The sequence below is a fragment of the Vallitalea okinawensis genome, from assembly GCF_002964605.1.
In the GTDB taxonomy this organism is placed as follows: Bacteria; Bacillota; Clostridia; order Lachnospirales; family PQDH01; genus Vallitalea_A; species Vallitalea_A okinawensis.
Window position 1 is genome coordinate 321,717 of record NZ_PQDH01000006.1, and the last position, 23,948, is coordinate 345,664.

21 protein-coding genes, 5 tRNA genes and 1 rRNA gene are annotated in these 23,948 nt (G+C 33.2%); 9 read left to right on the forward strand and 18 right to left on the reverse strand.

Translation table 11 applies throughout. The annotated features are described in order from the left end of the window. The first annotated feature begins 219 nt into the window (after nucleotides 1-219). Nucleotides 220-1,095 (forward strand): AraC family transcriptional regulator, encoded by an 876-nt coding sequence (locus C1Y58_RS17335; RefSeq protein WP_105617357.1) that lies wholly within the window; start codon nucleotides 220-222, stop codon nucleotides 1,093-1,095. A gap of 134 nt (nucleotides 1,096-1,229) precedes the next feature. Here the strand turns inward: C1Y58_RS17335 and pyk are convergent, their stop codons facing one another. The 3 genes from pyk to C1Y58_RS17350 form a co-directional block, all read right to left on the reverse strand. After that, on the reverse strand, nucleotides 1,230-2,987 hold the full coding sequence (gene pyk / locus C1Y58_RS17340; protein WP_330404445.1) for a pyruvate kinase: 1,758 nt from the start codon (nucleotides 2,985-2,987) through the stop codon (nucleotides 1,230-1,232). A gap of 536 nt (nucleotides 2,988-3,523) precedes the next feature. Continuing rightward, nucleotides 3,524-3,730: a DUF1858 domain-containing protein gene (locus C1Y58_RS17345; RefSeq protein ID WP_105617358.1), complete on the reverse strand. Its 207-nt coding sequence runs from the start codon at nucleotides 3,728-3,730 to the stop codon at nucleotides 3,524-3,526. A gap of 274 nt (nucleotides 3,731-4,004) precedes the next feature. Further along, the gene (locus tag C1Y58_RS17350) at nucleotides 4,005-4,736 is read right to left on the reverse strand and encodes a GntR family transcriptional regulator (RefSeq protein WP_105617359.1); all 732 of its coding nucleotides are present in this window, start codon (nucleotides 4,734-4,736) and stop codon (nucleotides 4,005-4,007) included. A 373-nt stretch (nucleotides 4,737-5,109) separates the two neighbouring features. Between C1Y58_RS17350 and pflB the strand changes: the two genes are divergently transcribed. Both pflB and pflA read left to right on the forward strand, forming a co-directional pair. Further along, entirely contained in the window at nucleotides 5,110-7,338 is a 2,229-nt protein-coding gene (pflB, locus tag C1Y58_RS17355; RefSeq protein WP_408646600.1) for a formate C-acetyltransferase, read from the forward strand. Between the two features lie 124 nt (nucleotides 7,339-7,462). After that, nucleotides 7,463-8,197, forward strand: coding sequence for a pyruvate formate-lyase-activating protein (gene pflA / locus C1Y58_RS17360; protein ID WP_105617363.1), 735 nt, complete (start codon nucleotides 7,463-7,465; stop codon nucleotides 8,195-8,197). A gap of 9 nt (nucleotides 8,198-8,206) precedes the next feature. On the opposite strand, the gene C1Y58_RS17365 is transcribed toward pflA, so the two are convergent. Beyond that, nucleotides 8,207-8,773: a sugar O-acetyltransferase gene (locus C1Y58_RS17365; protein WP_105617365.1), complete on the reverse strand. Its 567-nt coding sequence runs from the start codon at nucleotides 8,771-8,773 to the stop codon at nucleotides 8,207-8,209. Nucleotides 8,774-9,156: 383 nt separating this feature from the next. Between C1Y58_RS17365 and C1Y58_RS17370 the strand changes: the two genes are divergently transcribed. Then, nucleotides 9,157-9,324: a DUF362 domain-containing protein gene (locus C1Y58_RS17370; RefSeq protein ID WP_105617366.1), complete on the forward strand. Its 168-nt coding sequence runs from the start codon at nucleotides 9,157-9,159 to the stop codon at nucleotides 9,322-9,324. Between the two features lie 166 nt (nucleotides 9,325-9,490). On the opposite strand, the gene dnaB is transcribed toward C1Y58_RS17370, so the two are convergent. The 4 genes from dnaB to C1Y58_RS17390 all read right to left on the reverse strand — a co-directional run bounded on the left by dnaB (nucleotide 9,491) and on the right by C1Y58_RS17390 (nucleotide 13,776). Beyond that, the gene (gene dnaB, locus C1Y58_RS17375) at nucleotides 9,491-10,822 is read right to left on the reverse strand and encodes a replicative DNA helicase (RefSeq protein WP_105617367.1); all 1,332 of its coding nucleotides are present in this window, start codon (nucleotides 10,820-10,822) and stop codon (nucleotides 9,491-9,493) included. Between the two features lie 19 nt (nucleotides 10,823-10,841). Next, nucleotides 10,842-11,288 carry a 50S ribosomal protein L9 gene (rplI, locus tag C1Y58_RS17380; RefSeq protein WP_105617369.1) on the reverse strand — a complete coding sequence of 149 codons (447 nt, stop codon included), beginning with the start codon at nucleotides 11,286-11,288 and terminating at the stop codon, nucleotides 10,842-10,844. Between the two features lies 1 nt (nucleotide 11,289). Beyond that, nucleotides 11,290-13,344 carry a DHH family phosphoesterase gene (locus tag C1Y58_RS17385; protein WP_105617371.1) on the reverse strand — a complete coding sequence of 685 codons (2,055 nt, stop codon included), beginning with the start codon at nucleotides 13,342-13,344 and terminating at the stop codon, nucleotides 11,290-11,292. A gap of 117 nt (nucleotides 13,345-13,461) precedes the next feature. After that, nucleotides 13,462-13,776, reverse strand: a complete 315-nt coding sequence (locus tag C1Y58_RS17390; RefSeq protein ID WP_157950176.1) for a MazG-like family protein — start codon at nucleotides 13,774-13,776, stop codon at nucleotides 13,462-13,464. A 190-nt stretch (nucleotides 13,777-13,966) separates the two neighbouring features. Here C1Y58_RS17390 and C1Y58_RS17395 point away from each other — a divergent pair, with 190 nt between their 5' ends. From C1Y58_RS17395 to C1Y58_RS17405, 3 genes are read left to right on the forward strand one after another with little or no spacing between them, the layout of a single operon-like run. Further along, entirely contained in the window at nucleotides 13,967-14,296 is a 330-nt protein-coding gene (locus C1Y58_RS17395; protein WP_105617374.1) for an ArsR/SmtB family transcription factor, read from the forward strand. A 16-nt stretch (nucleotides 14,297-14,312) separates the two neighbouring features. Continuing rightward, nucleotides 14,313-15,197 carry an AraC family transcriptional regulator gene (locus C1Y58_RS17400; RefSeq protein WP_105617376.1) on the forward strand — a complete coding sequence of 295 codons (885 nt, stop codon included), beginning with the start codon at nucleotides 14,313-14,315 and terminating at the stop codon, nucleotides 15,195-15,197. An 11-nt stretch (nucleotides 15,198-15,208) separates the two neighbouring features. After that, a complete protein-coding gene (locus C1Y58_RS17405) occupies nucleotides 15,209-15,931 on the forward strand; it encodes a glycerophosphodiester phosphodiesterase (protein WP_105617378.1) in 723 nt (240 codons plus the stop codon). Between the two features lie 132 nt (nucleotides 15,932-16,063). Here C1Y58_RS17405 and C1Y58_RS17410 read toward each other — a convergent pair whose 3' ends face one another. Both C1Y58_RS17410 and C1Y58_RS17415 read right to left on the reverse strand, forming a co-directional pair. Further along, nucleotides 16,064-17,758 (reverse strand): ABC transporter ATP-binding protein, encoded by a 1,695-nt coding sequence (locus C1Y58_RS17410; RefSeq protein WP_105617379.1) that lies wholly within the window; start codon nucleotides 17,756-17,758, stop codon nucleotides 16,064-16,066. Nucleotides 17,759-18,008: 250 nt separating this feature from the next. Continuing rightward, the gene (locus tag C1Y58_RS17415) at nucleotides 18,009-19,757 is read right to left on the reverse strand and encodes a glycoside hydrolase family 35 protein (RefSeq protein ID WP_105617381.1); all 1,749 of its coding nucleotides are present in this window, start codon (nucleotides 19,755-19,757) and stop codon (nucleotides 18,009-18,011) included. Nucleotides 19,758-19,899: 142 nt separating this feature from the next. Between C1Y58_RS17415 and C1Y58_RS17420 the strand changes: the two genes are divergently transcribed. Further along, a complete protein-coding gene (locus tag C1Y58_RS17420; protein WP_105617383.1) occupies nucleotides 19,900-20,793 on the forward strand; it encodes a helix-turn-helix transcriptional regulator in 894 nt (297 codons plus the stop codon). A 7-nt stretch (nucleotides 20,794-20,800) separates the two neighbouring features. On the opposite strand, the gene C1Y58_RS17425 is transcribed toward C1Y58_RS17420, so the two are convergent. Both C1Y58_RS17425 and C1Y58_RS17430 read right to left on the reverse strand, forming a co-directional pair. Continuing rightward, nucleotides 20,801-20,989, reverse strand: coding sequence for a DUF951 domain-containing protein (locus C1Y58_RS17425; protein WP_105617384.1), 189 nt, complete (start codon nucleotides 20,987-20,989; stop codon nucleotides 20,801-20,803). Continuing rightward, entirely contained in the window at nucleotides 20,979-21,707 is a 729-nt protein-coding gene (locus C1Y58_RS17430) for a gamma-glutamyl-gamma-aminobutyrate hydrolase family protein (protein ID WP_105617385.1), read from the reverse strand. Before C1Y58_RS17430 ends, C1Y58_RS17425 begins: the two co-directional genes overlap by 11 nt. Before the next feature lie 130 nt (nucleotides 21,708-21,837). On the opposite strand from C1Y58_RS17430, the gene C1Y58_RS17435 reads away from it, so the two are divergent. Further along, a complete protein-coding gene (locus C1Y58_RS17435) occupies nucleotides 21,838-23,019 on the forward strand; it encodes an ROK family transcriptional regulator (protein ID WP_105617387.1) in 1,182 nt (393 codons plus the stop codon). A 221-nt stretch (nucleotides 23,020-23,240) separates the two neighbouring features. Here the strand turns inward: C1Y58_RS17435 and C1Y58_RS17440 are convergent. The 6 genes from C1Y58_RS17440 to C1Y58_RS17465 form a co-directional block, all read right to left on the reverse strand. Beyond that, nucleotides 23,241-23,326, reverse strand: a tRNA-Leu gene (locus C1Y58_RS17440). A 7-nt stretch (nucleotides 23,327-23,333) separates the two neighbouring features. Continuing rightward, a tRNA-Met gene (locus C1Y58_RS17445) sits at nucleotides 23,334-23,407 on the reverse strand. Nucleotides 23,408-23,436: 29 nt separating this feature from the next. Further along, nucleotides 23,437-23,507 (reverse strand) — tRNA-Cys (locus C1Y58_RS17450). Between the two features lie 53 nt (nucleotides 23,508-23,560). Next, a 5S ribosomal RNA gene (gene rrf, locus C1Y58_RS17455) occupies nucleotides 23,561-23,678 on the reverse strand. Nucleotides 23,679-23,689: 11 nt separating this feature from the next. Continuing rightward, nucleotides 23,690-23,761: transfer RNA gene (locus C1Y58_RS17460), tRNA-Glu, on the reverse strand. Between the two features lie 18 nt (nucleotides 23,762-23,779). Next, nucleotides 23,780-23,851 (reverse strand) — tRNA-Asn (locus C1Y58_RS17465). Nucleotides 23,852-23,948: the final 97 nt, after the last annotated feature.

The following is a 23,948-nucleotide window of genomic DNA, read 5'->3' on the forward strand; positions in this document are numbered from 1 at the left end:
TGAAATTCTAATCATTTACTATTTTATATGTCTATTTTTATACATTTACTATTATAAAAATTATTTAATTTGGAGTATGAACTTGCCAACATATAATGTATTTGATATGATAAAGTATCCAGCTTTCATGCACTCATTACCACTGTATGATTCATGGAATTGAATCCGTCCGTGACTCAAGCTATATATTATTTACTATAATTTATTTGGGTGAGAATTTTGAAATATAATTTACCGCTTATTAAACGTAATGATTATGAATTTAAAATATCTAATATGGATGCACCTAAAAAAACAAGTGATATGACCTTTGTACATTATCATAATAGTTATGAGATATACTATCTTTTCGAAGGAAAACGCTCTTTTTTTGTTAAGGACAGAACATATCTGCTTAAGAAAGGTGATTTAATATTCATAAACAAAAATATCATTCATAGGACATTAAAAGTTGAACAAGCAACTCATAAGAGAATAATGATAGAATTTAAAGAACAACTGGTAGATAAATTTAAAGATGCCATACATGATGTTAATATCTTAAATCTTATATGTGAAGACTACAACCTCATTCAATTAGATTATAAAAAACAAATTTATTTGGATTATCTTTTTAATCGAATGATTAATGAAGAACAAGAACAATTTATAGGTTATGAAAGTACTTTAAAATTACTACTTATAGAATTACTTATTTTTATCCATAGAAACGCATCAATGGATTTAAAATCTAATATACAGCATCCAACTACATTACATCATAAAGTTTCTGATATAGTAAAGTATATTAATATGAACTTCGGTAAGAATATTCATTTGTATAATCTCTCAGAACTTTACTTCATTAGCCCCAATTATTTAAGTAGAATATTTCGAGAAGCAACAGGCTTTACCTTTACAGAATATCTTAATCATGTAAGGATTAATGAAGCGCAAAAATTACTTTTAGAATCACACTTAAACATTACTCATATCAGTGAATGTGTAGGCTATCAGAATATAACACATTTCGGACGTGTTTTTAAAAGTATGACAGGTTTATCCCCTTTAAAATACCGTAAATTATTTCAAAATGAGCTGAAACAAGAAAAGTGACTATCATCGCTTCAAGTATGTGAAAAAAGTATGGTCCCTTCTCAACAGACTATAGTCTATAACTAAAATGGCTCCTATAGGATATAGGAACCATGTATTAGTAACAATCTATATTAACTTTGCTAAAACATCTCTTACATTTTACCTGTAAAAATAAGACCTCTTTTCGCATCTAAAGATACGATTTGTCCATCTCTTAATACTTCTGTTGCGTTTTCAACAGCCGCTAATACAGGCACGTTATATTTTAAAGCTGTTTGGATAATCTCTTTACAAATATTAGCTTCTTCTTCTTCAAAGATTAACCCTGATGCGGTATGGATGAAAGGAACAATGTTTTCACCGGCTTCTTTAACAACGATGATTTCATCAGTCTCAAGCTTTGTCTCTAAATCGCTTACCTTCTCTGCTACACACAATTTTGAAGTGACAGAGCGATTACCGATTCCTTTCCCTTTGAGATAGATTTCTCCAACAGTATAAATGGACATCATGTTTGTTGAACCTGACATGCCGACTGGTACTCCAGCTGTTGCGACAACAACATCACCATTCTCTAAGTAACCTTTTTCTGTAGCAATTGCCATAGCATCCTTAAATAAGTCTGTTGTATTGTCTGCTACATCAAGTAAGACTGGTGTCACGCCCCAAACAATATTTAGTCGACGCGCAATTTTTTCAGATACAGTTGCTGCTATAATAGGTACTTTAGGTCTGAATTTTGATACCATTCTAGCTGTATAGCCAGAAGTTGTCGTTGTAATAATAGCTCTTGCATCTAAACTTGTTGCCGTTGTACAAGTAGAATAACTAACAGAATTCGTAATACTAATACTCTTATTGAATAGCTTTCTCTTTTCTTTGAAGAAACGATCTGCATACTCAGCTTCTGTTGTTTTCGCAATAGAAACCATTGTTCTTAGAGCGTCTATTGGGTAATCACCAGCTGCAGTTTCACCTGAAAGCATGATGGCATCTGTACCATCAATAATAGCATTAGCGACATCAGTAGATTCAGCACGAGTTGGTCTTGGATTTCTAATCATAGAATCTAACATTTGCGTCGCAGTAACAACTGCTTTTCCAGCTTTATTACATTTCTCAATGATTCTTTTTTGATAAATAGGAATCATTTCTGGCTCTGTTTCAACACCTAAGTCTCCACGAGCAACCATAATAGCATCAGCTGCTTCTATGATATCATCGATATTATCAATACCTTCTTGGTTTTCGATCTTAGCAATGATTGGTGTATTAACAGCATCAAGCTTGTCTAATAACTTTCTAATTTGAAGAACGTCATCAGCTTTACGGATAAAGGATGCCGCAATAAAGTCTACACCACTTTTAATACCAAACTCGATATCACTACGATCCTTATCAGTAAGAGCAGGTAAGTTTAATTTAACTCCTGGCACATTTACACCTTTTTTGTTACCGACAAAACCATTGTTCTTAACGAGACATTCAACGTCTGTATCGTTAGTTGAAATAACTTCTAACTCTACTAAGCCATCATCAATTAAGATACGATCACCTGGTTCAACATCTTTTGCAAGATGATCAAAGGTCATGCTGCATCCTGTTTCATCGCCATCAATATCTCTTGAGGTTAAAGTAAACTTCTGTCCTACTTTAACTTGTACTTTACCTTCTTTAAAAGTCTTAAGACGAATCTCAGGACCTTTTGTATCAAGAAGCATTGCAACTGGAATACTTAATTCTTCTCTTAACTCCTTAATAAGTTTAATACGGTTACCTTGTTCATCATGATCACCATGTGAGAAGTTTAATCTGGCAATATTCATGCCGTTTAAGATTAATTGTCTTAACATGTCTTTGGACTCTGAAACAGGCCCAATGGTACAAATAATTTTTGTCTTTCTCATCATACCCTACCACATCTTTCTATCGTAATTATTCATATTTAGCAAAATTACTCCCACTATATTATATAACAAAAAACCGATTATCTATATTATTAATTTATACAAAAATAAATATGCATAAAGTCGATTTATTGTCGCACATGCCGATAATTGAGTCCTATTTATCCAATTTGTTATCCATTTTCTATTTTAAGTTCAACTTTCATGGATTTTATCTATATATTCACTTAGCTAGATATACTATTTTTTATGAGTTCAATTGACTAGCTATAATTTTATCGCTAAGATAATTATGGAAATTTATATATTTGATTTAAATTCTCGTGACACATATAATGATATCGTTTATTATATATGATTGATAAAATGATAAGAAACTATTCTGAATGAATTGATTTAATTGCTTTCGTCATCAACATAGATAAGTTTAATTTAAAATAATGACCATAAGTTTAATCATTATTTGGTACGATTCAACGTGTTAAATGTTAAATTCAATATACATAGATAAAAGTTAGCTAAAAAGCTAACTTTTAATTCTATAATGAAGCTAAATAATCATTAAGTTTTTTAACAAGTACATCTACTTCCATGCCATGTACCATGCATGCTTCTTCAAGAGTTTCGCCTCTAGAAGATGGACAACCAACACAGTGCATACCAGATTCCATAAGAATAGGTACTGTACCTTGATCAACCATGATAATATCATTAATAATCATGTCTTTCGTAATTTTCGCTGCCATTGATATACCTCCTTATATAAGATGGTTTCTATTATAATTATGTCAATAATAATAGTATCCCCCATATAATCATTTTTTTAATCATTGAGTTTTCTATTATCATATAAACACAAACAATAAACAAAGCATACATTGCAAAGCCCATTGTCCTGTCATTATTATATTACAAGAATTTAGATTTTACAACTATATATCTTGAACTTAATCAATTCTAAATTCTTCAATATAATTGAATTTACTGCCATAACTGAAATTCATTATTTAACCTTAATAATTAGGTCCATTGTCTCTTATATAAATCAACGTGGTACTTATATAAATCTGAGCGATAATAGGAATCTTCATAAAACAACTTCATATTTTGTGCTGAGTAGTTAATACCACTAACTTTTAATAAAGGTACACGTTTATCAACACCAAATATTTTCATTTGAAATTTATCAGAAATACATGCATCAATTTCACAGGAGATGGTATCAATCGTAAAACCATACTCGCTTTCTAATAACCCATACATAGATTGGCTCATATCGTATTTCTCTAATCCTGGACAATATAATTTAGGTAGGTAAACCGTTTCTAATGCAACAGGAATATCATCTGCTTTTCTTAAACGCTTAATTTTATAAAGCACCTCATTATCATTTAAGTCTAACTTTTGATTAATTTCCTTAATATTAAAGACGGTATTAAACTCTAATATTTCTGTAGATGGTTGATGCCCTTTTTCAATAAGGGTCTGAGTAAAACTTTTTAAGTTATGTTGAAAAAATTGGGGCGAAGCTACAAACGTCCCTCTGCCTTGTTCACGATAAAGTTTTCCTTCATTAACTAACTCATTTACTGCTTGTCGTACAGTCATTCTACTTGCGCCAAAGTCTTCACTCAGCTTTCGTTCTGATGGGATACGATCACCTGATTTATAAAAACCTTCATTTATTTTTTCAGATATAGCTCTCTTTATTTGTACATAGATTGGGTCTTGACTAAATTTATTAATATACAAATTATTCCCCCTCTCTACCTATTTTATTTTTCAAAGTAAACTCATGTTTTCAATACCTTTGTATGCAAAAACATTTAACTTATTCTATTTTAACACTTACATTCTGAATCTTCAACCATCATAAGTCTTCCTAATAAACATCATTACTAATATTAATTAGACATTTATTTTTTTTGGTATATAATTAATTTAAGAATTATTATCAAAAAATAACTTGACTCCTCTTATTGCAAATGATATTATATAGGTGTATTGAATATTGTATCCTGTATACATATAATCAATCGCTTATATGTTGAATAATTTATTTGCTTCTTTTCAATATTAACTGTATAGAGAGAAGTAATTGATAAAGATTTGAATAGGAGGTATCATCATGGAAGCTTGGAATAGATTTAAAAAAGGTAAATGGATTGATACAATTAATGTAAGAAATTTTATCCAGTTAAACTATACACCTTATGAGGGTGATGACTCTTTCTTAGAAGGTGCAACTGCTAACACAAATAAGCTTTGGGAAAAAGTATCTGAACTTATGAAAATTGAACGAGACAAAGGTATTCTGGATGTTGAAACTAAGACTCCTTCAAGTGTAACCTCTCATGGTCCTGGATATGTAGATAAGAATATGGAACTCATTGTAGGGTTCCAAACAGATCAACCTTTAAAAAGAGGTATAATGCCAAATGGTGGTATTCGAGTTGTAAGAAATGCCCTTAATGCATATGGCTATGAACTAGATACTCAAACTAATGAAACTTTTACAAAATACCGTAAAACTCACAATGATGGCGTTTTTGATGCTTATACTGAAGATATGCGTAAAGCACGTCACTCCGGTATAATCACAGGTCTTCCTGACGCTTATGGTCGTGGTCGTATCATAGGTGATTATAGACGAGTAGCTTTATACGGCACTGATCGTCTAATTGATGAAAAACAAAAAGAGAAAAAACAATTAGAGATGGATTACATGAACGAAAGTGTTATTCGTTTACGTGAAGAAATTTCTGAACAGATTAAAGCATTAAAACAGTTAGCTGAAATGGCTGCTGGTTACGGACTTGATATTACAAAGCCAGCTACAAATGCAAAAGAAGCTATCCAATGGACATATTTTGGTTATTTAGGTGCTATTAAAGAGCAAGATGGTGCGGCAATGTCACTTGGTCGTGTTTCATCTTTCTTAGATATTTATATTGAAAGAGATCTTAAGAATGGTGTTATCACTGAAGTCGATGCTCAAGAGTTAATTGATCAATTCGTTATGAAATTACGTATGGTGCGTTTCTTAAGAACACCTTCATATAACGACCTATTTTCAGGAGATCCAACTTGGGTAACTGAGTGTATCGGTGGTATGGGTATCGATGGTCGTCCATTGGTAACAAAAAATAGTTTCAGAGTTCTTCATACACTCTATACATTAGGTCCTGCTCCAGAACCTAACTTAACAGTATTATGGTCAGAAAAACTCCCTGAAAACTTCAAACATTTTTGTACTCAAGTTTCTATTGACACAAGCTCTATTCAATATGAGAATGATGATTTAATGCGTACAGAATATGGTGATGATTACGGTATAGCTTGTTGTGTATCAGCAATGAAAATTGGTAAGCAACTACAATTCTTTGGTGCACGTGCTAACTTAGCAAAAGCTTTACTATATTCTATCAATGGTGGTAAAGATGAAAAAACAGGTGAGCAAATTGGACCATTATACGCACCTGTTACAAGTGAAATTCTTGATTATGATGAGGTTCTTGTAAAGTTTGACCAAGTTCTTGATTGGTTATCACACCTCTACATTAATACATTAAATATCATTCACTATATGCATGATAAATATTGTTATGAAAAGTTACAAATGGCTTTACATGATAAAGATATCTTAAGAACATCCGCATGTGGTATTGCAGGTCTATCTGTAGTAGCTGATGCTTTATCAGCTATTAAGCATGCCAAGGTTAAAGCGATACGTAATGAAGATGGTTTAGTAGTTGATTATGCCATTGAAGGTGAATATCCTGCTTATGGTAATAACGATGATCGTGTTGATGATATTGCCTGTGATATTGTGCAAAGATTCATGAACAAGTTAAGAAAACACAAGACTTATAGAGATTCCATCCCTACAATGTCTATATTAACCATTACATCTAACGTGGTGTATGGTAAAAAGACTGGAAGCACACCTGATGGACGTAAAGCTGGTGAACCTTTTGCACCAGGTGCTAATCCAATGCATGGTCGTGATAAAAAAGGCGCTATAGCTTCAATGGCTTCTGTTGCTAAATTACCTTATGATGATTCTGAAGACGGTATCTCTTATACATTCTCAATCGTACCTAATGCCTTAGGTAAAGATAAAGATGAGCGTGTTAATAACTTGAGTGGTATGTTAGATGCATACTTCCATGATGAAGGACACCATATTAATGTTAACGTCTTTGATCGTGAGACATTATTAGATGCAATGGATCATCCAGAAAAATACCCACAATTAACTATCCGTGTGTCTGGCTATGCTGTTAACTTTATCAAATTAACCCGCGAACAGCAATTAGATGTTATTAACCGTACTTTCCATGAAAGAGCATAAATAATTCCTATCCTTGAATAAATCTTAGACTAAAACTATCCTAAAAGGAGAAGCTCTGGACATCCTCTCCTTTCAGGATAATAAACGACATCATGATAGATACTAACTTGTAGGAGGTGAGGGAATGGTAACGGGAAAAATACATTCCATTGAAACCTGTGGTACTGTTGATGGTCCAGGTATTCGTTATGTTATTTTTACACAAGGCTGTCCATTAAGATGCCAGTATTGTCATAATCCAGATACCTGGAAGCTGGATAATGGTAAGAGTATAACCACCAGTGAACTCATAGAGGATATTATTAAATATAAGTCCTATATGAAATTCTCTAAGGGTGGAGTAACAGCATCTGGTGGCGATCCACTTTTACAACCTGAGTTTGTTAAAGATCTCTTCAAACGCTGTCAAGAAGAAGGTATACACACTGCTTTGGATACATCGGGATTTATAGATGTTGATACTGTAAAGGATGTACTAGAGTACACGGATCTTGTCTTACTTGATATAAAAAACATGGACCCAAAACGGTATACAGAAATTACTAAGGTTTCTTTAGCCCCTACCTTAAAATTCGCCAATTATCTGAAGGAAATCAATAAGCCTCTATGGGTGAGATATGTGTTGGTACCCGGACTTAGTGATAATATAGATGCCATAAAGGCTTTAGGTGAATACCTTCAGAGCTTTGACAACCTAGAAAAACTAGAGATCTTACCTTTCCACAAAATGGGTGAATACAAGTGGGAAGAACTTGGATATAAATATACGTTGAGTGAAACAAAAGAACCAGATAAAAACTTATTAGATGAAGTAATTGATCTATTAAATAGCTATGACCTACCTGTACAACTCCACTAAAAAAGCGACCTAGGTCGCTTTTTTTGTATCTACTTTCTTTATAATCTTAGCTGGATTACCTGCTACTACTACATTAGATGGTACATCTTTTGTAACTACACTTCCTGCTCCAACGACAGATCCTTTACCAATTGTTACACCAGGTAGAATAACAGCACTGGCACCAATCCATACATCATCTTCTATTTTGATAGGTTTACTGAACTCCAGCCCTTCTCTTCTTTCTTGTGGATCTAATGGATGACAAGCTGCTGCAATCTGCACATGAGGTCCAATCATGACATAATCACCAATATCCACCTTATTAGCATCCAGAATAACACAGTTATGATTAGCAAAGAAGCGTTTACCCACTTTAATGTTATATCCATAAGCGCAATAAAAAGGTGCTTCAATATAAGCTGTATCATCGCAATTCATCAGTTCTTTGAAATAATTCATCCTATCTTTAACCTTTAATGGATCCAATTGATTGATGCTATGACATAAGGATTTTGCTTTCTGCCGATCTTTATCTAACTCTGAATCAAAAACTGAGTAATATTCTCCTGCTATCATTTTTTCTTTCTCAGTCATTTTTAATATCACCTCTCTAAAATATTTATATTAATTGACCAAAGGACTTTAACATTATTAGGGTTTAATGAAAAATCTCAATGCAATACTCCCATAAGGTTTACGATTCTTTGTAAAGAAAATTTAATAATTCTTGTTGTAATTGACTATAATATATATAGGTTTAATTAAAGTGATTAATCTCACCATACAAAGAAAAATATATTGGATTTTATTAGAAAAATAATAAAAAACAAGTTCAATATATAGTATGAATGAAAACTGTTTTCATTATTATTCCATGAACAGAAAAATTATAACTAAAACTCAAATTTTTACTTGTATTGTAGTCAATCTTGTTATAAAATAAGCCTGTAAATAAAAAATAATGGGAGGTGCTCTTAATGGCATATACTATTAATGACGAATGCATCAGCTGTGGTGCATGCGAACCAGAATGTCCTGTATCATGTATTTCTGAAGGAGATGACAAATACGTTATCAATGCTGACGAATGTATCGATTGTGGCGCTTGCGCTGACGTTTGTCCAGTAGACGCTCCTAAAGCCTAATAAGTAAACGACTTAAAGTCGTCAAACGCTACTTTTGTAGCGTTTTTTATTTTGCAATCTTGTAAGTCTCAATTAAACTACTCTAGGATATCTATAGGGGATAGACTTTAAGATATTTATACAAATACAATAGGAGCCTATGGTTTCCATAAGCTCCATTATCATTTTACTCATTTTGCAAGTTAGCAAACTTTGTATATTGACCAAGCCATGCTAAATGAATTGTTCCTGTTGGACCATTCCTTTGTTTGGCTATAATTAATTCGCCTTGATTTTTAGCTTCTGTATCAGGATTATAATACTCATCTCTATAAAGGAACATCACCACATCAGCATCCTGCTCAATGGCGCCAGATTCCCTCAGATCCGAAAGCATAGGTCTGTGGTCCGCTCTTGATTCACAAGCTCTTGATAACTGAGATAATGCTACTACAGGTGCACTTACTTCCCTAGCTAATGCTTTTAGGGATCTGGATATCTCTGAAATCTCTTGTTGCCTGGATTCAATTTTACCGGCACCAGTCATTAACTGTAAATAATCAATTAAGATAAGACCTAAACCCTTTTCCATTTTAAGCTTACGGCATTTGGCTCGCATATCCATAATATTGATACCTGGTGTATCATCAATATATATAGGTGCTTCTGATAAGGGCCCCATTGCTCTAGCAATACGAATCCAGTCTTCATCTTCTAAACCACCTGTACGTAATTTCTGAGCGTCAACCATCGCTTCTGAACAAAGCATCCTGTTAACTAATTGTTCCTTAGACATCTCCAAACTAAATATAGCCGTTGGTACATTACCTTTTAAAGCCGCAAATTGAGCTACATTTAGGGCAAAGGCTGTTTTACCCATTGAAGGTCTAGCAGCGATTAAAACCATATCAGATGGCTGTAAACCAGCTGTCTTATAATCTAAATCATAGAAACCTGTAGCAATACCTGTAACACTATCAGAATTTCTTGCTGAGGCTTCAATTTTATCAAATGATTTCAATAGAATTTCATGTATATGTGAAAAATCCTCTGAGCGTCTACCTTGAGATATATTAAAAATATCTTCTTCAGCCTGACTCATAATGACATCAAGATCTTCTTGACCACCATAACTAAGGGCAGCAATATTATCGCTAGCTTTAATCAGACGACGTAACATAGCTTTATCTTCAACAATCTTCACATATTGTTTAATGTGTACAGATGTTGGTACCGATGCAGCCAAGTCGGATAAATAATTAATACCTCCAATTTGATCTAGTACTCCCTTTTCTTCAATCCGAGTTTTAAGGGTAACCAAATCTACAGGTGAATTCTTTTGATAAAGCTCTATCATGGCATCGTAAATAATTTTGTGATCTGGACGATAAAAATCATCACCACTTAATACTTCTGATGCTGAAGCAATGGCATCCCTATCAATTAACATTGAACCTAGAACTGATTGTTCTGCCTCGACGCTATGAGGAGGTATTCGCCTAATATTGTTTTCTTCCATAGCAGCACCTCGATGTTTTCTATAATTCTTTAACTGTAACTGTCAATTCTCCCATTACCTTAGGATGAATTTTGATTGGTATAATATGATTACCTAGTGAACGGATAGGTTCATCTAATTGGAATTTCTTTTTATCTAAAGAAAGCTTAAGTTGATCTTTAGCTGCCTTTGCAATTTCCTTAGTCGTAACAGAACCAAATAATCTGCCACCTTCACCTGCTTTAACACTAATGACAACTTTTTTCTCTTTTAATTCTTCTGCTAACTGTTTAGCAGCCTCAAATTCTTCTTGCTTTCTCTTATTATCTGCTTTTTCTTTTAACATTAAATCATTTTTTGCTGATTTGGTCGCTTCTACCCCTAATTTTTTAGGTAATATATAATTTTTGGCATAGCCATCACTTACTTTAACTAACTCACCTTTTTTACCAAGTTTTTTTACATCTTGTAATAAAATTATCTCCACGTTAATTTCCTCCTTGTAAATAATCTTCGATTGCCAATTTGAGTACATTCACAGCACTATCCATTGATTCATCTCTAAGCTGAGCTCCAGCCACTGTTAAGTGTCCACCCCCGCCTAGTTTTTCCATAATCAATTGGACGTTAAAGTCACCAAAAGATCTTGCACTAATCATAATAACGCCATCCACTTCACAAAGTACGAATGAAGCTCGTATTCCTTCTATATTCAATAATTCATCAGCCGCCTGTGCTGATAAAATAATAGGCTCATCAACGCCAACTGGACATGTTGAAATAGCAAGATTCCCCTTATAGGTCTCTGCATCTCTTACAATCGTAGTTTTAGCTCTATAAGAATACATACTACTCTTAAATAGTTCTCGAACCCGTACACTATCTGCACCATGTCTTCTCAGGAATGCAGCAGCTTCAAAGGTTCTAACACCAGTTTTAACTGTAAAATTCTTTGTATCCATAGCTATCCCTGCAAATAATGCATCTGCTTCAACATCTTTTAATTTTACTTTCTCAATCATGTATTGTAAGATTTCAGTAATCATTTCACATGTAGAGGATGCATAGGGTTCTACATAACTGATCACTGGATTTTGTATATACTCAACACTGGTTCTATGATGGTCAAATACAACAATATTCTTATTCAGCTCCAGTAATTCTGGACATTCTACATAACTTGGTCGATTAACGTCTACAACAACCATTAATGTCTTATCACCTGATAAATTAACAGCTTCCACTTTATCTATAATCATATCTTCTTCATAGTCCTTTTCTAAAAGAAGACGTTGATACAGTAGATTAACGGCACTCTCTGAGCTATTTAGAACAATATGGGCTGGCTTATCTAGGAGTTTACACCCTCTGTATACGCCGATAGCAGCACCAAAGGCATCAATATCAGCATTAATATGACCCATGATAAGAACACGATCAGATTCCTCGATTAATTCTCTAAATGCATAGGCTTTAATACGAGCTTTAACACGTGTACTTTTCTCTACCCCTTTTGTCTTACCACCATAGAAAACATAACGATCATTATTTTTAATAACGGCTTGGTCACCACCACGACCTAACGCAAGGTCTATAGCAGCTCTTGCGAATTCCATTAACTCTGATAATTCCTTCCCTCCTACACCTATACCAATACTAAGTGTTACAGGAAGTTCATTACCTAAATTAATTTTACGCATTTCATCTAGAATACTGAATTTGTTTTCCTCTAATATACGTAAACTCTTGTTTGGAAACAGAACAATAAACTTATCTTTTTCAAGTTTTCTAACCACACCATGTAGTTCCAGAGCCATATCACTAAGCTTTTTATAAATCATAGCTTCAATCAATGGTTTCCTTACATCATCAACACTTTGCATAACCTCATCATAATTATCGATTAACATAATAGATATCAACGTCTGTTGATCAATATTCTCTTGCTTTAAGTGAATAATGTCTGTTATATCATGAAACCATAAGGCATATAAGTGATTTGAATTAACTAGAAGCTCTTTCTTCTTCGTTTTACTTTTTGTATTTACCTCTATTAATTTGCTTTTAACAACATAATAATTATTATTTAACATGATGTCTTTTTCAAAAGACATATTATCATCTTTTGGTAGTTGGTCAACGTGAACATCTTTAATAAGTGCATGGATGTTTTTATTTTGCAGTTTGATCTCGATATCCTCTTCTTCTAAGAATAGTCCTTCAAAGCTTTTGTTGTACCATCTAATTGATCCATCAAGGTCAACTAATACATAAGGTAAATTCAAATTTGCAATAAAGTTCTTCTGTATATGACTTAAATTTAAGGCATAGTCATTAACATAGTTAACAAGATACTTTCTCGTAATGCGATATGCAACAAATGTGATTATCCCTAAAACTAAAAAAATAATTAGATTAATGATACCCCATACTTCATTGAAGTAAAAAGATACAAGGACGATAATCAATGAAATTGCTGCATAGACATAAAAGAGTCTTAAATAAAACTCTACTCTTTTACTCAACTTATTTGAGTGATCCATAATAAACCCCCTTTAATCGAGGTAAAACTACTACAATTATATCATAAATCTTTCAATAATAAAAATCTATAATTATTTATACCCATTTCATTTCTCTCTATTTCAGTCTTTTAGGCTTTACATCGAAAAATGAGTTAGTAATTCTTTTAAGTCTGCAGCCCAATTTTCTTTATTACTATCTTCTATCAATGTATATTTAAGTTTTTTTATAATTTCTCTATTCAATAGTTCATAATCTGTCCCCATTTGTTTCGATAGCAAATAAGTAATTATAACAAGATCTGTGAAAAGATCTATATATTTTTCTTTAGAAACACCCTTATTTTCAGCCATATATGTATATAGATGGGCAACGTCCATGAGTAATTGGCTTTTAAGTCCCTCAATTGCATTTATTTTTTGTGTTATTTCAATTTCATAAGGAGCAAACAAAAGATACACCTCTTTCAACAAACTTTGAGTTTCTTACTCCTACTCATTATATCATGATTAAGGTATATTTTCCATATTTAAACAATTATTAATATAATTTTATTTTTGCTGTATTTGTAGTATAATAAAGTAAATAGAAACCTTTAGAATGAAAAAAACCTAGAAATCAGTACATGAACGGAGTGATTTTATGTCAAAATTCTTTGACAGAGAAGCGGAAAATTTAGCCGAAACCCTACCTGAAGAATCTGTTACAGAAACTCTGTCATCTTTCTATAAAGTATTTGGCGACCAAACGCGGATAAAAATATTGTTCCTACTGCTAAAGAAAGAGTTATGCGTTAATGATATTGCGTTATTACTTCATATGAATCAACCTGCTGTATCCCATCAATTGCGCATACTTAGACAGAATAAAATCGTTAAATGTCGCAAGGAAGGAAAACTTAGTTATTATTCTTTAGATGATGAGCATGTATCCAACATCATCGAACAAGGAATCCAACATATAACCCATTAAAAGTGTGGTGTAATTAATGTCAAATATTTATGACACTTTCTTTGAAGAAATGGATATGCCAGATTATAGCTTCCCTATAAAGATTCATCCAACTTTTAAGTTGAGAAAGAATAAAAAAATGATTGTCAATCACTGGCACCCTCACATCGAGCTATTGTTCTTTACATCTGGGAAGGCTGAAATGACTATAGGCTTAGATTCTTTTCAAGTGGAAGAACATGATTTAGTTATCGTTAACAGTAATGAGATGCATTCAGGTATAAGTTTATCTGATGAATTAGAATATTATTGTATTATATTTGATACTGCTTTGTTAAAAAGTTCTTCATCGGATCCTTGTGATAAAAAATTTATTTTACCATTAATTAATAATCAGTTATTATTTACTAATAAGATCAATATGAACAAAGATGTTAATGCATGTATTCATACGATTATTAAAGAATATAGTACAAAGAATTTAGGCTATGAGCTTCAGATTAAAGGCTGTTTATACACTTTAATATCCTTACTCATAAGACATTATACAAAGGACTATTTATCTGAAGAGCAGCTGCATAAAAGAGATAAGAATTTGAAACGCATTAACCCAATCTTAGATCATATTGAAATTAATTCAAGTCAAAAAATGACTATCGATGAGTTAGCAAATATGGCTAATATGAGTCGCTATCATTTTTGTAGAGTCTTTAAAGAAACGACCTCTAAGTCACCCGGTGATTACATTAATCAGATACGCATTAATAAGGCCGAACATTTACTTAAAAACAGTACTCTCAATGTTACTGAAGTTGCTATGGAAACAGGTTTTAATGATCTGAACTATTTTAGCCGTCTTTTTAAAAAGTATAAGGATATCACACCATCCTCACTTATCAATACTGGGGATCGTAATCATTAGGAGGGATTTATATGTCATTCATTTTTGGCCATCGAGGCTCATCAGGAGAATATCCTGAAAATACTATGCTTGCTTTTGAAAAAGCAATTGAACAAGATTGTGACGGTATCGAACTGGATATTCACTTAACAAAGGATCAAAAGCTTATCGTTTGTCATGACTTTACTCTAGATCGTACTACAAATGGATCAGGGTATATTAAAAACTTTACTATGGAAGAATTACAAACTTTAGATGCTGGTAGTTGGAAAAATCCTAGTTTCAGCCATTGTTATCTGCCATCATTAGAAGAGGTTTTTGATTTGATACGTGGTACTGAACTCTTACTGAATATAGAATTTAAAGCTGGCAGTGTTGAATATCCCCATATTGAAGAAAAGGTTATCGAACTCATAAATACTTATAAAATCAAAGATCAATGTCTTTTATCATCCTTTGATCATTATTGTCTCCTAAGGTTACGTTCATTAGATCTAGAAATCTATACAGGAGTATTGCATCAATGTTCTATGGTTGATTCTTGGCTTTATGCTGATAAGTTAAAAGCTAATGCACTCCACCCTTATTACATAACAATAACCGAAGAAGTTGTGAAGCAATGTAGTCAGTATGGAAAAGATATCAATACATATACCGTTAACAAGTTAGATGATGCCATTAAGTTATCCAAAGCAGGGGTCAATGCTATTATAACGGATTATCCTCAAATGAAAAAAGAAATTATAAAAGTTTAAATTTATAAGAGAATGTCTCATATTAGAAGCGAATCACTAAGGAGACATTCTTTTTTATGCTTTAAAAATAGTAATAAGTATTTTCTGTTCAAAAAGAGAAGACGAACCCATTAGGGCTCGCCTCTGTCCTATCTAACTATAATTTTTCATCATAGTATTCCATAACTGTTGGAAATATAGATTGTTATCTAGTAGTTCCTTAAGTCCACCCACTCCAAGAATTTCGCCATTTTTAAATACATATATTTTATCAACATTTTTTATTGTATTTAAACGATGAGCAATTGTAATTATCGTTTTTTTCTTTAAGAATTCCATCATATTCTTCATTACTCGCTCTTCAGTAATATTATCTAATGCTGAGGTGGCTTCATCCAGTATAACAATATGGGCATCATCAAAGAACACTCTAGCTAATGCTAGTCTTTGACGTTCTCCCCCTGAAAGCTTAACACCTCTTTCACCAACTTCAGTATCAAGTCCTTTTGGTAGAGCAGAATAAAATGAATTTAATTCAACATATTCTAATACTTCCATAATTTTATTATCAGCAATATTTTTATCAAAGACAATGTTCTCCCGTAAACTACCACTAAAAATAGGGGCTTCTTGAGATGTATAAGAAATACTGTTATAGAAGTGATTTAAGTTAAGTTCTGATAAATCATTCCTATCAATAAAAATGCTACCTGATTCTGGCTTTATCAACCCCATAATTTGTTTTACCACTGTAGATTTTCCTGAACCACTTTCTCCTACGAAAGCGACAAAATTCCCCGGTGGAATATCAAAGGACAAACCCTTAAAGATAGCCTTTTTCTCATAGGAAAAGTATACATTCTTAAAATGGATTCCTCCCTCTAAGAAATCAACTTTTTTTCCAGAATCCAATCTTGCATCATCTGGCATATCCAATAGGTCAGTATACCTTGTATATGCACTCCAATCCAATTTATATTGTACAAACAATACATTAAATATTGCAATTGGCGAGTAAGCCTTATCAATCAATGTAAGTAATGCAACTACTGAGCCTACTGATAATGCATTGTTTCTCCAACTTACCCATATGACAATTATTTTGATGACGATGATGAAGAATGCAAAAATAGCGAAAAACGCTTCATGAATTAACTTCATCTTTGTTTTTGAATGAGTAATATCTTTAGATATCTGAGTTGTTTCACTTATCTCATAGTCATACCTTTTGTTAGTTCTAAAAACACTTAATTCCATTAACCCTCGAACTAAATATTTATTAAAGATTTCCTCATTATTCAAGATATGTGCTTTTATTTCATACAAATATTTGAGCAAGATATTGGTTATTACGAAGATAAGGACATAACCTACCATAACGTAAACCACTATATGCTTATCTATTTTGGCTATAAATATTAGACTGAAAATAATGCTTGGTAACAATTCACTTATTAAACGAAAGTAAAAATTAAACAATATATTTCTACCTGCATTAGCTCCATTTTCTATCTTTTGAACCAAATCACCTGTTCCTAATGATTGATAATATTGATAGTCTATGGTACTCATTTTTTTCAATGCTTTTATCTTAAAGTCATAATATATACTTTCAGATAATCTACAACTTGGATATTCATCAAAGTAATCAAGCCCACATATCAGTATTAAAACAAAGCCATAAATCCATATTGTTTCATTAAAAAGAGTTTTGTCTCCAAAAGTATCTATGACTTTTTGAAATAACGTAGCACTATAGGCATTTAATAAAGCTAATGTTATACCTATTAATATATAGAAAGTAATTAGTAATTTATTTGTTTTTAAACTATCTGCACAATGTTTCATAACTGTACTCCTTAAAATTTTTAATTATAATGATTTACAATCAAAAATCAGCACAGTTGTAACTGCTAGCAATTAAGTTTAACCTCAGTACAATCTGCTAACAGATTATTCAACTGTACTGAGGAGTTAATTCGTTTTATTCTCATTGTGAGACCTCTCCCTTACTTAAATACTAATAAAAATATCATTTTGCTCAGGTAAATTATACCATACAATGACCTGAAATGATATATGTACACATCATTGGCCACTATTTCTTATATAATGGATAATCACATAAAGAAGCTGTGGTATTACCTTGATCCATCACTTCAAATATCATAATCTGATTATCCCCTTCATTTAAGAGTGGAGCTGGGATATAAAGTGTTTCTTGCGGTCCGCGATGGTCATATCGTCCTAAATTAAAACCATTAATGAAGACAATACCTCTATGCCATCCATGCATATTAATAAAGGTATCTGCCTTTTCATCTACATTAAAATTTGCCTCGCAAATAACAGGCATATTTACGCTGTCATCATAATAATTACTCCATTCTAACTCTTTCAATTTCTCAAAATCAACTTTATAAATTTCCCAGTGGAAGTGGTACTGATAATCTATACGTACACCTTTAGTTATTCCTTTATGCTCACCTAGACCATAACCATAGTTAACACGACCTCTATTTTCTACTAAAATATCTAATCGAGTTTCTTCACCCTTTAATTCGACTTCTAATCCATTTTCACCTGTAGTTCTATCTAAACATCCTGCATATTGACCATTAACATATAGCCATGCATGGTCTCTACAACCATCAACACGAATTGTTCTTTTACATTCGCCTTTTAGTATAGTTCGATACAATACAAATCCAAAGTAATGCTCTAATTCTTCAAAAGTGACTGGATAAGGTGATAAAGTAGCATCTGATAAACGCTGTATTTCTTCCAATAAGTTAGTTTTCTTATTAATCTCAAGAGTACCATAATTTTTTTTAGGTACATTAAATACTTCTATATCGGCAGTTATGTTAAAAAACTCTTTAAAAGTTTTCTGAACTACTTTGTACTTTTCAGTCATATCTCCACATTCCGTTAAGAGTGCATCATAATCGTAGGAAGTTGATTGAGGTTTATAACCATTTTCAGTATCTTCGTTAGCTCCATTCAAAAATCCAAAATTAGTACCTCCATGAAACATGTAAAAATTAACACTAGCTCCTTGATTCAACATGTCTCTTAAAGTCTTTTCTACATCCTTTGGATCTCTTCTTACTTTTTCATTTCCCCAAGCATCAAACCACCCTGCCCAAAATTCCATACACATGAGAGGTCCCTTTTCATATTCTCTTAGTTTTTCAAATCCCTCTATAGCCTTTGACCCAAAGTTAACTGTCTTAAGCACTTTACCTAAGGTTCCACCTTGAAGCATTAAATCTGTAGGCCCGTCAGAAGTAAATAAAAGTACATCTATTCCCCTTCGGATTAAACCCTCATGCAAATGATGCAAATACCTTTTATCATTGCCATAACTCCCATACTCATTCTCTACTTGCATAGCTATTATAGGTCCTCCATTTGTACTTAAATAGGGTCTACACTTATCCATTAGAATATCAAAATACCGGTCTACTTTTTCTAGATAAAGTGGATCATAGCATCGTAAACGAATATTATACTTCATTAGCCAAGGGGGCAGCCCCCCAAAATCCCATTCTGCACAAATATAAGGTCCTGGCCTAATAATTACCCACAAATCCAATGCTTTAGCAAGCTGAATAAATTGACAAAGATTTAATATACCCTCAAAATTATATTGGTCTTCAACTGGTTCATGTAAATTCCAAGGCACATAAGTTTCTACTGTATTGAATCCACAAGCTTTAAGCTTCTTTAAACGATCCTCCCAATATTCTGGTACAGTTCGAAAATAGTGTAAAGCACCAGACCGTATGCTAATAGGTACATCACCCATATAGAATTGGTCTCCCTTAATCGTTAGTACATTCATCACTACGCCCCCTAATGTTATTAATATTTTATTTTAATATATTTTACTTTGTGCTATTCTAATTATGTACTGTATTTTGGCAGATAAAAATGGAGAATATCCAAAAATAGATGAACAATAATAGTCTTAGGAGGTAGGGATTATGACATGGATTAACCTACATACTTTAGAACTCAACCCTTTTGTACGCGGTGTTGGTCAACAGGGTGATCAACAATGGCCTAATCAGGACCGACGTCTTTATGATTATGAACTGATTTATTGCAGAGAAGGTTCAGGATGGATGATTATTGGTGGCCAGAAGCATCATCTGATGAATAACTCCATTCTTTTTATCCCACCTAATATACCTACTCGCTTATTTATTGATTTAGATAAGCACTATGATCTATATTGGGTTCATTTTGATTTTATTCGTTATCATACACACGAAAAGGATGAACTCTTGACTTATATAACAGAAAAAAGTGACTCTCTCTATCAGACTCACTTAGCTGATTCCCACTTAATTCGACCTCAAATTATTATAAATAATAATTTAGTTATTCCTTACTTCATACAGCTTAAAGGAGATGAATTGAACAAGTGTGTTTTAGATCTTTATAATGCTTTTCATCAGAAAGAAGATTACTGGCAACTATCATGCAAGATCCATATGGAGCAAATTATTTTAACGCTTTTAAAGTATTGTGAGCCTATGAATAACGCCTCCAATCTTTGTCATCTTGTTGATCATTATGTGAAGTGCAATTATCATAAAAAAATCACTCTAGAAGATATAAGTACTTATACTGGTATTCATAAAGAATCGCTAATGAAACAATTTAAAGCTGAAACCGGACAAACCATTATGGACTATGTTATTGACTATCGCTTATCTAAGGCTAAAGAACTCCTTACCTATACTTCTCTTTCCATTAAAGAAATTGCTCACCAAGTTGGTGTCAATGATTCTTATTACTTCAGTAGACTCTTCAAAATGAGGTATCATCTTACACCTACTACTTATAGAAAAAAGAGCAGTAAGCCCTATTAGGAATCTCTTACTGCTCTTCTTGATTTATGATTGCTTTAATGTTTTTCTCAAACTTTTTTCTAGGTACCATTACTTCATGACCACATCCAAGACATTTAATACGAAAGTCAATACCTGTACGTAACACTTGCCACTCATGGCTACCACAAGGATGAGGTTTCTTCATTTTAACTTGATCACCTATTTTAAGATCCATCTCTATTCCTCCTATAGTTTTTTGCGCATTTAAAAAATGCTTTGAATAATTGTTGTTGTTCACTGCTCTTAAGAAACATTCTCTCTGGATGCCATTGTACTCCAATATAGAAGGGATGCTCTGGATGTTCAATCGCTTCAATAAGGTTATCTTTACTTCTGGCACATACCTTTAATAGTTCACCACATGCTTTCATCCCTTGATGGTGGAATGAGTTTACTCTTACTGAAGTCTTTTGAATGATACCGTATAGATTGGTATCCTGCTCAAGCTGAATTTCATGCCACCCATACCATGAGGGGGCTTTTTGCTGATGTTGAATAGTATGGGTCGTCCTTTGGCTATATATATCCTGATATAATTGTCCGCCACATGCTATTCCCATCACCTGCATTCCCTTACAGATGCCTAATAGTGGTATCTCTTCCTCCAAGCAATAGCGAGCTATACTCAACTCTCTAATATCTCTTTCTGGATTCACTTTACCTAGACTTCTTAAAGGCTCTTCGTCAATAAATGCAGGATCGATATCATCACCGCCAGTTAGAAGCACACCATCAACTATTTGGAGAACATCTTTTAGTTTTACCTGATCTGCATAAGGTAAAATAATTGGAATTGCTCCTATATTTACTATAGCATTATAATAATCTTTGTTCAATTCTATTTTATTGTTTATATCATTTGTATCTGGGAAGATGCCAATATAAGTACTCATATTTAACCCCTTTTCATTTTTGCCATTTCCATTTACAATAATATATGAGATATGAGAATATTAATGAACGAAAGATCTATATAAATATACCCATATGATGAGATTCAATTGAAAGGACTGAGGATAGTCAATGACCTTCACAAAAATGATGCAATCATTATCGCTTGATAGCAAAATGGTTTTAAATATTATCCATAAAGATGGTCCCATTACAAAAAATGAAATTGTTGAACGCCTGGGATTAAAATTAACAACCTTAAATCGATTTATGGAGCCTCTAAAAAAGCATCATATTATTGTTGAATGCGGTTTGGATGAATCCAGTGGTGGAAGGAAACCTATACTGTTTGATATCAACGTACTAAAATACTATGTTATTGGAATTGATATATCACGTACTTATACAACCGTCGTTATTTGTGATATCAAGCTGAATCTTCTATGTGAATCAACATTTTCAATGACAGCTGAGCATATTCCTGAGAAAACTTTTTTTGATATTCATAGTGCGATTCAAGTCATGCTGAAGGAGCAAAAAATCCGCAGAAGTCAACTTGTTGGTGTGAGCATAGGTACCATTGGACCACTTAATCGTCAGAAAGGTATTATCTTAAACCCAAGAAATTTTGCATCAAAAGGATGGAGTGAGACTCATATCATTGATATCTTTAAAAAACAATATGGAGACCTTCCCATCTTATTAGATAATGGTACCAATGGTGCTATCAAAGGTGAGCACCTATTTGGTATTGGAAGGGGTTATGATAATTTAGCCTATTTCAACTGCGGGGTTGGTATTCGAACAGGTGCTATATCATCTAGCCATATTGTGAGAAGTATTAATGATGCCAATGATAATTTCGGACATATGATTATCAATTTTGATGGTGAACAGTGTTACTGTGGTAAATATGGTTGCCTTGAATGTTATTCTTCTATTCAAGCTATCGTAGACCACTATAGAAATAAAATAAAACTATGTCAAAACAACTTTATTAATAAGTCTTCGGACTCTATTACCTTTACTGACATTTTATCTGCTGGTGAAACTGGAGATCCTATTGCATCTCAGATTATTAATGAATCTGCAACCATATTTGGATTAGGGCTATGTAATTATATTACCTTAATGGATCCATCACTTGTTATCTTAAGTGGTCCAATTATACAATATTCAAATATCTTTTATGAAAAGTGTACGAAGGTTGTTTATGATCATGGAATCAAAATTGATTTTGTCCGTGGTGGAAAGTTTGGTAATTATTCAATAGCACTAGGCATGGCTTCTCTATTAGTCGATCAATATTTCTAGACATGATTAAGAGTGCCTCCGTCACGTTTGCGTAGCAGCTTGTTTCGGCAGGAAAGTTTCACTGACGTGAATGAAGACGCTTTTAATTCATTTTATTCAAAGAACTTTCCTAGAGAAGAATAAAAGTTGCATTGCTGCGGCTTCCTCTGGAAGTCCGTTTCGTTAGGAAAATCATAATAAAAAAACAAGCTCTTTGAGTAAATCTCAAAGAGCTTGTCTGATGCCGGAGACCGGAATCGAACCGGTACGATCGGTAAAGATCGCAGGATTTTAAGTCCTGTGCGTCTGCCAGTTCCGCCACTCCGGCATATGAATTGCGGAGAGAGGATTTGAACCTCTGACCTTCGGGTTATGAGCCCGACGAGCTACCAGACTGCTCCACTCCGCGTCATTTGACAAATAAATATTGAATTTAAAAGGCGCCAATCGGATTTGAACCGATGATGAAGGTGTTGCAGACCTCTGCCTTACCACTTGGCTATGGCGCCCTATATAATAATATTATACATTACTGTAAAGTTTTATTCAAGTAAATTAATTAATTCGGCAGCCACTTACTCTCCCAGGCAGTCACCCACCAAGTACCATCAGCCGTCTATGTCTTAACCATCGTGTTCGGTATGGGAACGGGTGTTACCCATAGACGCATCGCCACCGAAAAAATTATGAATGACCCGTAGGGGAATCGAACCCCTGTTACCGCCGTGAAAGGGCGGTGTCTTAACCGCTTGACCAACGGGCCTTATAAACTTGTAACCAACTCCCCGAGCTGGACTCGAACCAGCAACCCTTCGGTTAACAGCCGAATGCTCTACCATTGAGCCATCGAGGATTATATCTGAGATTGTACTCTCAAAACTACACATTGAATCGACTTTAATATTCCAATAATAACTCTTACTAAATCTTTTTAGGTCAAGACCTCGACC

What these genes read in the sequence shown, in the direction of transcription:
- C1Y58_RS17400 (WP_105617376.1), top strand. Translation starts at nt 14,313, where the DNA reads ATGTCAAATATTTATGACACTTTCTTTGAAGAAATGGATATGCCAGAT.
- pflA (WP_105617363.1), top strand. Translation starts at nt 7,463, where the DNA reads ATGGTAACGGGAAAAATACATTCCATTGAAACCTGTGGTACTGTTGAT.
- C1Y58_RS17425 (WP_105617384.1), bottom strand. Translation starts at nt 20,989, where the DNA reads ATGGATCTTAAAATAGGTGATCAAGTTAAAATGAAGAAACCTCATCCT.
- C1Y58_RS17420 (WP_105617383.1), top strand. Translation starts at nt 19,900, where the DNA reads ATGACATGGATTAACCTACATACTTTAGAACTCAACCCTTTTGTACGC.
- C1Y58_RS17365 (WP_105617365.1), bottom strand. Translation starts at nt 8,773, where the DNA reads ATGACTGAGAAAGAAAAAATGATAGCAGGAGAATATTACTCAGTTTTT.
- C1Y58_RS17430 (WP_105617385.1), bottom strand. Translation starts at nt 21,707, where the DNA reads ATGAGTACTTATATTGGCATCTTCCCAGATACAAATGATATAAACAAT.
- C1Y58_RS17385 (WP_105617371.1), bottom strand. Translation starts at nt 13,344, where the DNA reads ATGGATCACTCAAATAAGTTGAGTAAAAGAGTAGAGTTTTATTTAAGA.
- pyk (WP_330404445.1), bottom strand. Translation starts at nt 2,987, where the DNA reads ATGATGAGAAAGACAAAAATTATTTGTACCATTGGGCCTGTTTCAGAG.
- C1Y58_RS17435 (WP_105617387.1), top strand. Translation starts at nt 21,838, where the DNA reads ATGACCTTCACAAAAATGATGCAATCATTATCGCTTGATAGCAAAATG.
- C1Y58_RS17410 (WP_105617379.1), bottom strand. Translation starts at nt 17,758, where the DNA reads ATGAAACATTGTGCAGATAGTTTAAAAACAAATAAATTACTAATTACT.
- C1Y58_RS17345 (WP_105617358.1), bottom strand. Translation starts at nt 3,730, where the DNA reads ATGGCAGCGAAAATTACGAAAGACATGATTATTAATGATATTATCATG.
- C1Y58_RS17370 (WP_105617366.1), top strand. Translation starts at nt 9,157, where the DNA reads ATGGCATATACTATTAATGACGAATGCATCAGCTGTGGTGCATGCGAA.
- C1Y58_RS17415 (WP_105617381.1), bottom strand. Translation starts at nt 19,757, where the DNA reads ATGAATGTACTAACGATTAAGGGAGACCAATTCTATATGGGTGATGTA.
- C1Y58_RS17395 (WP_105617374.1), top strand. Translation starts at nt 13,967, where the DNA reads ATGTCAAAATTCTTTGACAGAGAAGCGGAAAATTTAGCCGAAACCCTA.
- dnaB (WP_105617367.1), bottom strand. Translation starts at nt 10,822, where the DNA reads ATGGAAGAAAACAATATTAGGCGAATACCTCCTCATAGCGTCGAGGCA.
- C1Y58_RS17405 (WP_105617378.1), top strand. Translation starts at nt 15,209, where the DNA reads ATGTCATTCATTTTTGGCCATCGAGGCTCATCAGGAGAATATCCTGAA.